Consider the following 11,776-nt stretch of genomic DNA (forward strand, 5'->3'; position numbering starts at 1 on the left):
GCCGACTTGACCGCGTCAAGTTTGTGGCTCTCAGCGGATTCTCAGCGGTCTACGGTGACACTGGGTGGATGCGAGTGCTGATGGTCGAGGACGAGCTGCGGCTGGCGGACACGGTCCACCGTGGACTGACCGATTCCGGGTTCGTCGTGGAGATGGTGCACGACGGCGAGAACGCGGTCTGGGCGGCGACCGAGCACAGCTACGACGTGATCGTGCTGGACATCATGCTGCCGAAGCTCAACGGGTACCGCGTGCTGGAGATGCTGCGGGCGCGCGGGATCTGGACGCCGGTGCTGATGCTGACCGCGAAGGACGGCGAGTACGACCAGACCGATGCCTTCGACCTCGGCGCGGACGACTACCTGACCAAGCCGTTCAGCTTCCTGGTCCTGGTGGCCCGGTTGCGGGCCCTGATCCGCCGCGGTGGCCCGGAGCGTCCGGTGGTGCTGACCGCCGGTGACCTGTCGCTCGACCTCGGCCGGCGACGGGTCGAGCGGGAAGGGCGGGAGATCACGCTCACCCCGCGCGAGTACGGCCTGCTGGAGTTCCTGATGCGGCACCGCGGTGACACCGTCAGCAAGACCGAGATCCTGGCATCGGTCTGGGACCCGGCGTTCGACGGCGACCCGAACGTGGTCGAGGTCTACGTGCGGTACCTGCGCAAGAAGATCGACACCCCGTTCGCCCGGCACGCGATCGAGACCATCCGGGGCATGGGATACCGGCTCAACCCCGAAGGCGGATAGCCGTACCTGCGAAACTGGCGGGGTGAGCACGGTCGTGCGACGACGGGTCGACGGGTGGTACCGGACCGCGGGCGGGTTCCGGCAGGCGAGCGTGCGGAGCCGCTCGACGGCCGCTGCTGTCATCGTGGTCGCCGTCGCGATGATCATCGGCGCCGCGGCGCTGCTGCTGCTCCTGCAACGCGCCCTGATCACCGAGGTCTCCGACGCCGCCGAAGGCCGGGTCGCCGACGTGGCCGGCCAGGTCAGCGCGGACGGTACGGCGGGGCTCGCGCGCGATCTCGCCGAGACCACCCGCGCCACCCAGCTGGTCCAGGTCCTGGATCCGTCCGGGCGGGTCATCGCCGCCTCCTCGACCCGGGTCAGCGGTACGCCGTTGACCGACCTCCGCCCACCGGCCGGGGCACTGCTACGGGCCGAGGTCGGCGAGATGCCGCTGATCGACGACGACCACAACTACCTGGTCGTCGCGCAGGGAGCCTCGTACGACGGACAGACGTACACCGTCGTGGTCGCGTCGTCGGTGGAGACGCAACGGCAGACGGTCACGACGGTCGCGAAGTACCTGGTGGCCGGGATCCCGGCGCTGCTGATCGTCGTCGGCGTGGCCGGGTGGCTGATGATCGGGCAGGCGTTGCGGCCGGTGGAGCGGATCCGCACCCGCGTGCAGGGCATCGGGACGCGGGACCTGACCGAGCGGGTCCCGGTGCCGGCGACGCGGGACGAGATCGCGCGGCTCGCGGTGACGATGAACGAGATGCTCGACCGGCTCGAGACCGGGCAGGCGACCCAGCGGGCCTTCGTGGCGGATGCGAGTCACGAACTGCGGTCGCCGCTGGCCACGCTGACCGCGGCGCTGGAGGTCATCGGCGCGGACACCACCGGGAAGGCCTGGCGCGAACTGAGTGCGGTGATGGAGACCGAGACCGACCGGATGCGGCAGCTCGTCGAGGACCTGCTGCTGCTCGCCAAGGCGGACGACACCGGGCTCCGGATGCGGCAGACCGACGTGGACCTCGACGATCTGGTCGCGGCGGAGCTCCAGCGATTGCGGAGTTCGGTGCCCGAATTGAAGGTCACCGGTGACATCCACCCGGTCCGGGTGGTCGGCGATCCGGCCCGGTTGAGCCAGGTACTGCGGAACCTCGTCGACAACGCCGCCCGCGCCGCGCACACCAGCGTCCGCCTGACCACGGCCGAGGAGAACGGGTCGGCGATCATCACGGTCGAGGACGACGGCGACGGAATCCCCGAGGAGGACCGGCTGCGGGTCTTCGAACGCTTCGTCCGGCTCGACACCAGCCGTTCCCGCGCGAGCGGCGGCTCCGGCCTGGGCCTGTCCATCGCCCGCGAGATCACCCGCGCCCACAACGGCACGATCACCCTGACCCCCTCAACCACCGGGGGCACCACGGCCACCGTGACTCTACCGAGCTGAGGGGTGGTGCCCGTCGCCCGGCAGGACGAAGCTGGGGGGCAGGAGGTGGGCGTGGTGAAAGCGGTAGCAGGGGATCAGGTTGTGGTGGAGAGCAGCCATCTGAGGGCACACCGGCGCGAGGGGAAGATCGTCGAGGTGCACGATCCGGGTGGCGCACCGCCGTACCTCGTGCACTGGAGCGACACGGACACCGAGTCATTGTTCTTCCCGGGTCCGGACGCGCACATCGTGCACCTCGACAGCTAGAACAATCCTGTTGCCGGCCGGGCGGGCCTGCAGCAGGATCGCCGGCATGAGTCAGTCAGCAGCCCGCCCAGTCGCACTCGTCACCGGCGTCGGCCGTACCGTCGGCATCGGCGCCGGGATCGCCCGCCGGCTTGCCACCTCCGGCTGGGACATCGCCTTCAGCTACTGGACGGCGTACGACGACCGCATGCAATGGGGTGTCCAGTCGGGGGCCACCGACGAGATCGTCAAGGAACTCAGCGGCCTCGGCGCGACGGTGGCGCCGATCGAGGCCGACCTCGTCGACCCGGCAGCTCCGGAGCGGATCTTCACCGCTGCCGAGGCGCAACTCGGCAACGTCACCGCGCTGGTGATGTGTCATTGCGAGTCCGTCGACTCCAGCATCCTCGACACAACCATCGAGAGCTTCGACCGGCACTTCGCCGTGAACGCCCGCGCGACCTGGCTTCTGATCCGCGAGTACGCCCAGCGCTTCACCGGAGCGCACGGCACCGGCCGGATCGTCGCGTTGACCAGCGACCACACCGTCCACAATCTCCCGTACGGCGCCAGCAAAGGCGCGCTCGACCGGATCACCCTCGCGGCGGCGCACGAACTGTCCGGCCTGGGCATCACCGCGAACGTGATCAACCCCGGCCCGATCGACACCGGCTGGATGACCGACGAGGTCCGCACCGCCTGCCTCGAGCAAACCCCACTCGGCCGCCTCGGCACCCCGCAGGACACCGCCCACCTGGTCGACTTCCTCTGCTCCGCGCACGGTCAATGGGTCAACGCCCAGCTGCTGAAGAGCAACGGCGGCTCGGCCTAGTCTCAGCTCGACCGAGGCTCGTCGGACTCTCCGGTCCCTAGACTCGGCCCGCGCTCGGTGCCGTACTCCTGCTGGCCGCGACCACCTGGGGTCAGTCGATCGAACGCAGACACCGGTTGTCCGAGCTGGTCCCGGTCAGGTTGGCGGCCTAGGAACGGGTCCATTTCTGGTCGTCGGATCCGTTGCATGGGGCAACGATAACGGCGGCGCCGTTGCCCGTTCCGGCGGCGGTGAGGCAGCCGGTGGCCGAGCTGACCGTCTGGTCGGGGTTGAGCTGCCAGGCCTGATCGGCGGCGCCCGTGCAGCTCTCGATGGTGGCCGCCGAGGCGCCGGCGGTCAGGCACTTGTCGGCGTACACGGTGAGTCGGCCGGTGGCGGTCTGGTTCCACGACTGGTTGCCGCCGTTGTTGCAGTCCCACAGATCGAGCGCCGTACCAGGGCTGGTCGAGAAGCCAGGTACGTCGACGCACCGGCCGCTCGCGACACCACGCAACGGCTCACCCGGCGGTGCGGGCGGCAGCGTGTTGGTGGGCTCGCGCTTGAGCAGGCCCCAGCCCCACCACAGCTGGTCCCGGCCGCTCTGACTGTTCACCTCGAGGTCCGCCGGTCCGACCTGCGTGGTCATCGAGTACGAGTCGCCGGTCCGCAGACCCGGCCAGTAGACGATCCCCATCCGTTGCTCCCGCGCGACCTGCGTCAGCGCGCCGAGGTACGCCGTGTACACGTTGCCCTCGTGATTGCCGTAGTTCAGGCCGATCGTCATCGGCGAGCCGGCCTCGTCGATGACGGTGCGCCAGCCGTAGGAACCGATCCGCGGCCGCAGGTTCGCCAGCCAGGCGGCCTCCGTGGTGTCGGATGCCCAGAAGCCGTAGAAGTGCAGCGAGAGCAACGTCCCCTTCAGCTCCGGCGCCGCGCCGACCCCGGTCACGTTGTCGTTGTACCCGGTCCCCGAGATCACGATCCGTGCCCGCGGTACGTCGCGGTGCCGGGCGATCCAGGCCGACGTCAGCGAGACCCACTCGGTCAGCGAATACCCGAACGGTTCGTTCATCGGCTCGAAGTACACGTGCGGGTTCCGCCCGTACGCCGTCACGACGGTGTCCCACATCGCGGCGTACTGCGCCGGGTCGTCGACCCGACCGTCCTTGGCGTTGTCGGCCTCCCAATAGCTGAGGATGACCTTGAATCCGCCCGCCACCGACGCGTCGATCGCCGCGCGGTAGGAGTTCCACCAGGCCGTCCCGACGCTCGACGGGTTGATCGGCAGCCGGATCGTGTTCGCCTTCAGCTCCTTGCGGAACTCACCGACGATGCCGGTCGCCTTGCGGTACGTCGTCCAGTAGTCGTCCGCCGTACTCAGACCGGACGGGACCACCTCGTCGTGGGCGTAGTTGTCGCGGGGATCGGCCCAGTTCACGCCGCGGAAGTCGTTGGTCCGCGGTGGACCCGCCGCAGCGGGCAGCGACAGCGCGGAACCGAGCGCGAGCAGGGACAGCAGGACGGCGGCGAGACTGCGGGCGGTTGATCTCACCCGGTGATGTTTACGTGAACATGGCCGCCAGTCAAGACTTCAGCACGAGTTCCAGCCGAAGCCACTTGGCCAGGTCGCGGATCTCACGGTGGACGGCCGCGGCCAGCGTCTTCGAGAACGGCGCGTCCTCGTGGATCGCGTCGACGCGGAAGATCCCGGCCTTGCGGTCCGACATCGCGTCGAGCTTCCCGACCAGGCGGTCGTTGTGCAGGATCGGCAACGCGAAGTACCCCCACTTGCGTTTCGCGACCGGTTTGTACATCTCCAGCTGGTAGTCGAACTCGAAGATCTCGGCGAGCCGCTTCCGGTCGTACACCAGGCGGTCGAGCGGCGAAAGGATCGCGGTGCGCCCCGCGAACGGCAGACCGAGCAGGTCCGGGTCGACCCGCCACTCGCCGCGGACGCCGTCGACCACGACCCGCTCCCCCGCCTGGCCGGCGTCGAGCGGCTCGCCCGGGCAGGCGGGACCCTTGGCCCGCAGGATCCCCATCGACCGCAGCCGCTGCTCGTCCCGGATCCGCGCGGCCTTCGCCAACGGCACGACCGGGTCGTCGGGGTACACCCGGGAGGCCAGATCCCAGAGCCGGTCCCGTCCGTCGCGGCCGGCGATCGCGACCTCGCCACGCTGGATCATGAACTCGAGCAGCTGCGACACGTTCCGGTTGTTGGTCCAGCCGCTCGACTTCCACGGCCGCACGCAACTGTCCGGCAGCTCGCGCATCACCAGCGGACCGTCCTGGCGCAGCCGCTCGAGGATGTCGAGCCGGCATCCCTCGTTCGCCTTCACCCAGTCGTCGCGGTACCGCTGCCAGTCCAGCGGCTCGCCGTCCGCGGGCCACGCCGCCATCTGGGCCCGGAACAGCGCCAGCGTCTCCGGCAGGCGGACGAATCCGCGCAGGTCCAGCAGCTCCTGGGTCGCCAGCGCGTCCGCCAGCTCGGCAGCGTCGTACGCCGAACCCAGCCGGCTCCACATCACCAGGTCCGCGTTCGGCGCGACGTACGCCGTCTGGTCGAGCTGGAGCACGTTCAGCCCGCGCACGACCTCGAACAGATCGGCCGGCCGCTCGCTCGTCAGCAGCTGCGCCCGCACGGCCAGCCGCCTGGCATCTCGCTTCGACAACTGATGAAGGGTCACGAAGTGAGGCTAAGGCACGTCTCGCGGGACCGGGAGACGTGTCTTTGGCACCGCTAGGACAGTATTCTGGTTGGAAGGCCGAGCGAGGTGGGGACCTGGGGCTCGGGGGTCAGGGGGTTGCATCGTGGCGATACGTGGTTGGGCGCTCATGTCCGGGGCAGTGCTGCTGGCAGTCGCCGGCTGTTCGAGCGCGGAAGGTTCGAGCGGGCCGGGCTTGGCGACGTCGACGCCGTCGATCGTCCTGCCCCGGTCGACGGGGCCGCTCAAGCCTGCCGTCGACTGCACGAAATCCGCCGAGCAGCTCCCACCGGAGTCGCAGGCGGACGGCGTCGCGCTGACCGCGAGCACCGACCCGAGCCATACGTCGTTGCTGCTCAAGAACACCGGCAACATGGCGGTCATCGTGATGCCGGACGCCGGCTTCACCAGCCGGCTGATCACCGCGCCGTACGCGAACCCGAAGGACCAGGCGTCGCGGTCGGCGCTGATCGCCGTCAACAACAGCGGCGGCCTCGCCGGGGTCCTGGACATCCCGGCGTTCATGCCGAAGAGCCAGGTCATCACGCTGCCGCCGCAGTGGGCGGTCTGCGTACTGAGCGACAGCCTCAAGGAGATCGCGTCCGCGCGGTACCTGCAGGACAAGCCGACCAGCGCGCAGTACTTCGTGACAAAGGCACTCGCGGACCAGTTGCTGGTCAAGAACAGCGCGGCCAGGACGCAGCCGACGCTGATCAGGTGCGCCAAGGCCACCGTGGACGTCATGAAGGGCCATGCGACGCTGCCGGACATCGAGCAGTACGTCGCGATCCTCGGCCCCGACTCCCCCTGCCGGAACAGCTACCAGGCTCTGTTGCACAGTGACCCGGACGCAGCCGATCAGCTCGCGACCGCAGTACTGAACGAACTCCAGGCGAATCCCCGGCTGCAGGCCAGCAGCGACCTGGTCATCACCACTGCCGGCAACTGACCCAGGGTCGGATCCGGGTCCGCTCAGGGAGAACTCCACTGCCGCCGGCGCCGCCGCGGCCGGAGACTGGAGTCCTACCGTTCGACCCCTCGGAGGTCTTCAGCCATGATCGGCTTCATCATCGCCGGACTCGTCATCGGAGCGTTGGCCCGGCTCTTCACGCCCGGCAAGCAGAAGCTCGGCCTGCTCGCCACGTTGCTGCTCGGCCTGGCCGGCTCGGTGATCGGCGGCACGATCGCCGGCATCCTCGGCACCGGCAGCATCTTCGAGCTGAACGTGTTCGGCTTCATCATCGCGGTGATCTCGTCGGTGCTGCTGGTCGGCACGGCCGAGTCGCTGTCCGCCCGCCGCAAGAACTCGTCGATCAGCCGGTAAGAACCGTCAGCCGTCCTCGTTGACCGCCATCGCCGGCCGCGGCTCGCGGCCCGGCGGTTGCGGCGGCCGGGGCAGCAACGGCCGGCGCTTCTCCAGCGTCCGGACCACCGGCTGGTCTGCCCGGACGGTGATCTCCTCGCCGGCGTGCAGCAAGGTGATCGCGGAGTCCGGGCCGTTGTGCACCGTGTACTTCACCGCCACCGGATCGATCTCCACCTTCAATCGGACCCCGCGCCACCGGACCGTGAAGCTCAGCCCGCCCAGCCCGATCGGCAACGCCGGATCGAACGACAGGCGGCCGTCACGGTCCCGCAACCCACCGAAGCCGCAGACCAGCGCGCTCCAGGCGCCACCCAGCGACGCCATGTGCAGACCGTCGCCGGTGTTGTGGTGAAGGTTGCGCATGTCGATCAGCGCGGCCTCGTACGCATAGTCGTACGCCAGGTCCAGATGCCCGACCTCTGCGGCCACCACCGCCTGCACGCAGGCGGACAGCGACGAGTCCCGCACGGTCAGGCGCTCGTAGTAGTCGAAGTTGCGCGCCTTCTCCTCGTCGGTGAACGCGTCACCACACCAGAAGGTCGCCAGGATCAGGTCGGCCTGCTTGACCACCTGCGTGCGGTACAGCTGGAAGTACGGCGCGTGCAGCAGCAGCGGGTACTTGTCCTTGTAGCCCTCGAAGTCCCACACGGCGTACCCGGTGAAGCCTTCGGACTGCGGGTGTACGCCGAGCTCCGCGTCGTACGGCACGTACACAGCGGCTGCCGCGTCCCGCCAGCCGGCCTCCTCCTCGGCGTCGACGCCCAGCTCCCGGGCCGTCGTCGGCAGCTTGGCCGCCACCTCCGCGGCGAACCGCAGATTGCGGGCCGCCATCAGGTTGGTGAAAACGTTGTCGTCGGCAACGGCGCTGTACTCGTCCGGACCGGTCACGCCGGGCAGATGCCAGCGGCCGTCGCGGTCGTGGTGACCCAGTGACATCCACAGCCGGGCCGTCTCTACCAGCAGCTCGAGTCCGACCTCTTCGAGGAAGCCCTCGTCGGAGGTGGCGCGGTAGTACCGCATCACGGCCTCGGCGATGTCGGCGTTGATGTGGAACGCCGCCGTACCCGCGGGCCAGTAGCCGGAGCACTCCTGGCCGCGGATCGTCCGCCACGGGAACGCCGCGCCCTGGAAGCCCAGCACTTCGGCGCGTTCCTTCGCCAGCTTGAGCGTCGAGTGCCGCCAGCGCAGCGCATCGGCGGCCGCGTCGGGCATCGTGTAGGTCAGCACCGGCAGGACGAACCCTTCGGTGTCCCAGAAGGTGTGCCCGTCGTACCCGGCGCCGGTCAGCCCCTTCGACGGGATCGCCCGGCGCTCCGCGCGCGCACCGGCCTGCAGTACGTGGAACAGCGCGAACCGGACCGCCTGCTGCAGCTCCGGATGCCCCTCCACCTCGACGTCGGCGCCGTCCCAGAAGTCGTCCAGGAAATCGACCTGCTGCTTGGCCAGCCCGTCCCACCCGGAGAACCGCGCACTCGCGAGTGCGGCCGCGACCTGGTCCCGGATCGCCGTCTCCGAACGCAGACTGGACCAGCCGTACGCCAGGTACTTCACGACGCGCAGACTCTCGCCCGGCTGCAGGTGGGCGATCACCGTGGTCCGTGCCCAGTCCTCACGCACGTCCTGGTCCATCGCGTACCGGACCGTCGTGTCGACTTCGTGCGACATCGCCGCGGCCATCAACTGCTGGCTGCGCGTGGTCCGGTGGATCAGTACGACGCCGTGCTCACCGCCATCGTGGCTGACCGGCTTCAGCGGGTTGTCCAGCACCGCGGCCACGCGCGGATCGTCGGACAGCTTCGGCTGCGCCTCGTTGGCAACCAGCTCGGATTGGATCACGAAGCGGGCGGGCTGGTCGACGGGCTCCACGACGTACTCGATTGCGGCGACCGCGCGTTGGGTGAGCGACACCAGCCGCCGGCTGCGGACCTTGATCCGCTTGCCGCTCGGCGAGGTCCAGTCCACGTCCCGCTCGAGGACGCCGGTCCGGAAGTCCAGCGACCGCTCGTGCTTGGTCAGGTAGCCGTACCGGATGTCGAACGGCGAATCGTCGACCATCAGCCGGATCAGCTTGCCGTTCGTCACGTCGACGAGTGTCTGGCCGGACTCCGGGTAGCCGTAACCGGCTTCGGCGTACGGCAGCGGGCGCTGCTCGTAGAAGGAGTTCAGATAGGTGCCGGGGATCGCGTACGGCTCGCCTTCGTCGAGGTTGCCGCGCAGGCCGATGTGGCCGTTCGACTGGGCGAACAGTGACTCCGACTGCGCCAGCTTGTCGAGCGCCAGCCGGGTCTCCCGCAACCGCCACGGCTCGATCGGGTGATGGCCTCGGTCGATCATTCGCCCTCCCCGAGATCGGTCAGCAGGTCTGCCAGGTCGCTGACCACGACGTCGGCGCCGTGCGCCTTCAGCTCGGCGGCCTGACCGACGCGGTCCACTCCGATCACAGTCCCGAAGTGGCCCGACCGGCCGGCCGCCACGCCGGCCAGCGCGTCCTCGAACACCGCCGCCCCGGCCGGGTCGACGCCGAAGCCTTTGGCTGCGGCCAGGAACGTGTCCGGCGCCGGTTTCCCTTTGAGTCCGTCGGTCCGGATCGTCACACCGTCGACGATCTCCTCGATGTACTGCGCGAGTCCGGTGACCGCAAGCACCTCGCGGGTGTTCGCACTCGACGACACCACGGCCCGGCGGAGCCCGGCCTGCTCGGCGGCCTGGAGGTAGCGCCGCGAGCCCTCGAAGACCCGCACGCCCTTGGTCCGGATCAGCCGCTGCACGGCCTCGTTCTTCCGGTTGCCCAGACCGTTGACCGTCAGCGCGGACGGCGGATCGTCGGCTGACCCGTCAGGCAACGTGATGCCGCGCGCGGTGAGGAAGTCCCGGACTCCGTCGGCCCGCGGCTTGCCGTCGACGTACGCGTCGTACTCCGCGCGTGCGTCGAACGGCTTGAACGCTGTCCCGTGCTGCTCCGCATAGTCGCGGAGGAACAGGTCGAACATCTCTTTCCACGCGGCGGCGTGGACGGCAGCGGTATCGGTGAGCACACCGTCCAGGTCGAACAAGCAGACCCGGATTCCCGCGGGTAGTCCCAGCATGAACACCACATTAGGGGGTCAAGCGGTCCGGGAGGCCAAAGGCCGGGAAACGGGAGTAGCCGAAGGTCATGATCTCGGCGATCTTCCCGTCGTGCACCCGCAGCACGTCCAGCTTGAACGCCCGCCACACGGTGTCGCCCGGGCGCAGCAGGTACGACGCTGCCGCAGGCAACCGGTTCGCCGAGGTCGGCACCAGCCTCCACTCGCCGTCCCGGTTCGGTCCGAGCCCGCGCTCGAACAGCGGCAGGCACGCGGTCAGGCCATCGAACGACAACCGGTCGGGCGGCATCGAGATTCGCAGGTCCTCGGCCGCGATCGCGATCGCCGCGGCGGCGTCACACCGCTGGTGCGCGTCGATGAAGCGCGCCAGCACCTCCCGCTCCTGAGCAGTCGGCTGCGGCGCACTCCAGTCGGTCCGACGCACCGGCAGTCGCTGCTGCATCGTCACCCGGGCCCGTTGGAGTGCACTGTTCGCTGCGGCCACGCTGGTCTCCAGCATTCCGGCGGTCTCCGCCGCCGACCAGCCGAGTACGTCGCGAGCGATCAGGGCGGCGCGCTGTCGAGCAGGCAAGGCCTGGAGCGCGATCAGGAACGTCAGCTCGATCGTCTCCCGGTCGACTGCGACCGCGTCGGGCTGATTCGCTTGTGGAGCGATTTCGTCGAGCAACCGATCCGGGTACGGCTGCAACCACACCAGGTCTCGCGCGGTCGGCCGGCGTACGACGTCCAGGCAGATGTTCGTCGCGATCTTGTAGAGCCAGGCCCGGAAGTACGTGCGGCCGTCGTACGCGTCGCGGGCACGCCAGGCCCGCAGGAGCGTCTCCTGCACGGCGTCCTCGGCCTCGTCGTACGACCCGAGCATCCGGTAGCAGTGCACGTGAAGCTCCCGCCGGTACTGCCCGGCCAAGGCGGCGAACGCGGTCTCGTCACCCGCGAACGCCGCCTCCTCCAGTGTTGTCACGGCTTGCGTCCTACCTCCTGGACCGTCCAGCCGTTGCCGTCCGGGTCCTCGAAGGACAGGAAGGTGCCGTAGTCGGAGCGGTCGGGGTGCAGGCCGTCCTGCTTGCCCTGGGCGCCGAAGTGGAACGGTTCGCTGACCTCCACGCCGCGGTCGACCAGCTCGGCCCGTGCCGCCCCGATGTCGGTCACCACCAGGTGCGTGCCCTGGTAGCTGCCCGGCGTCGCCGTACTCAGCCCGGTGCCGATCGTGATCGAGCACGCCGACCCCGGCGGCGTCAGCTGCACGACCCGGAACGAGTCTCCGGCCCGGTGGTCGACGTCCTCGGCGAACCCGAGCTGGTCGGTGTAGAACTTCTTCGCCCGATCCACGTCCGACACCGGCACGATCACGAGCTCGAGTTTCCAGTCCATCTGCGGCCTCCCGCGGTCCCGGTCGGTCCAG

12 protein-coding genes are annotated in these 11,776 nt (G+C 69.3%); 6 read left to right on the forward strand and 6 right to left on the reverse strand.

Translation table 11 applies throughout. The features are described from left to right. The first annotated feature begins 68 nt into the window (after nt 1-68). The 4 genes from OHA18_RS40580 to OHA18_RS40595 are packed head-to-tail and all read left to right on the forward strand — an operon-like array spanning nt 69 to nt 3,238. Nucleotides 69-746: a response regulator transcription factor gene (locus OHA18_RS40580; RefSeq protein ID WP_329000723.1), complete on the forward strand. Its 678-nt coding sequence runs from the start codon at nt 69-71 to the stop codon at nt 744-746. 22 nt (nt 747-768) lie between these two features. After that, on the forward strand, nt 769-2,181 hold the full coding sequence (locus OHA18_RS40585) for a sensor histidine kinase (RefSeq protein ID WP_329000724.1): 1,413 nt from the start codon (nt 769-771) through the stop codon (nt 2,179-2,181). 54 nt (nt 2,182-2,235) lie between these two features. Continuing rightward, the gene (locus tag OHA18_RS40590) at nt 2,236-2,427 is read left to right on the forward strand and encodes a DUF1918 domain-containing protein (RefSeq protein WP_329000725.1); all 192 of its coding nucleotides are present in this window, start codon (nt 2,236-2,238) and stop codon (nt 2,425-2,427) included. 46 nt (nt 2,428-2,473) lie between these two features. Beyond that, a complete protein-coding gene (locus tag OHA18_RS40595; RefSeq protein WP_329000726.1) occupies nt 2,474-3,238 on the forward strand; it encodes an SDR family oxidoreductase in 765 nt (254 codons plus the stop codon). A 148-nt stretch (nt 3,239-3,386) separates the two neighbouring features. Here OHA18_RS40595 and OHA18_RS40600 read toward each other — a convergent pair whose 3' ends face one another. Together OHA18_RS40600 and OHA18_RS40605 are read right to left on the reverse strand one after the other, a co-directional pair. Beyond that, a complete protein-coding gene (locus OHA18_RS40600; protein WP_329000727.1) occupies nt 3,387-4,769 on the reverse strand; it encodes a ricin-type beta-trefoil lectin domain protein in 1,383 nt (460 codons plus the stop codon). 31 nt (nt 4,770-4,800) lie between these two features. Next, nucleotides 4,801-5,904: a DNA glycosylase AlkZ-like family protein gene (locus tag OHA18_RS40605; protein ID WP_329000728.1), complete on the reverse strand. Its 1,104-nt coding sequence runs from the start codon at nt 5,902-5,904 to the stop codon at nt 4,801-4,803. Between the two features lie 148 nt (nt 5,905-6,052). Between OHA18_RS40605 and OHA18_RS40610 the strand changes: the two genes are divergently transcribed. Then, on the forward strand, nt 6,053-6,871 hold the full coding sequence (locus OHA18_RS40610; RefSeq protein WP_329000729.1) for a hypothetical protein: 819 nt from the start codon (nt 6,053-6,055) through the stop codon (nt 6,869-6,871). A 105-nt stretch (nt 6,872-6,976) separates the two neighbouring features. Then, the gene (locus OHA18_RS40615; RefSeq protein WP_329000730.1) at nt 6,977-7,246 is read left to right on the forward strand and encodes a GlsB/YeaQ/YmgE family stress response membrane protein; all 270 of its coding nucleotides are present in this window, start codon (nt 6,977-6,979) and stop codon (nt 7,244-7,246) included. A gap of 6 nt (nt 7,247-7,252) precedes the next feature. Here the strand turns inward: OHA18_RS40615 and OHA18_RS40620 are convergent, their stop codons facing one another. The 4 genes from OHA18_RS40620 to OHA18_RS40635 are packed head-to-tail and all read right to left on the reverse strand — an operon-like array spanning nt 7,253 to nt 11,745. Beyond that, nucleotides 7,253-9,622 (reverse strand): glycoside hydrolase family 65 protein, encoded by a 2,370-nt coding sequence (locus OHA18_RS40620; protein WP_329000731.1) that lies wholly within the window; start codon nt 9,620-9,622, stop codon nt 7,253-7,255. After that, nucleotides 9,619-10,374: a beta-phosphoglucomutase family hydrolase gene (locus OHA18_RS40625; RefSeq protein WP_329000732.1), complete on the reverse strand. Its 756-nt coding sequence runs from the start codon at nt 10,372-10,374 to the stop codon at nt 9,619-9,621. Before OHA18_RS40625 ends, OHA18_RS40620 begins: the two co-directional genes overlap by 4 nt. A 10-nt stretch (nt 10,375-10,384) precedes the next feature. After that, the gene (locus tag OHA18_RS40630; protein WP_329000733.1) at nt 10,385-11,335 is read right to left on the reverse strand and encodes a sigma-70 family RNA polymerase sigma factor; all 951 of its coding nucleotides are present in this window, start codon (nt 11,333-11,335) and stop codon (nt 10,385-10,387) included. Beyond that, a complete protein-coding gene (locus OHA18_RS40635; RefSeq protein WP_329000734.1) occupies nt 11,332-11,745 on the reverse strand; it encodes a glyoxalase superfamily protein in 414 nt (137 codons plus the stop codon). Before OHA18_RS40635 ends, OHA18_RS40630 begins: the two co-directional genes overlap by 4 nt. Nucleotides 11,746-11,776: the final 31 nt, after the last annotated feature.

This window comes from Kribbella sp. NBC_00709 (genome assembly GCF_036226565.1).
Classification (GTDB): domain Bacteria; phylum Actinomycetota; class Actinomycetes; order Propionibacteriales; family Kribbellaceae; genus Kribbella.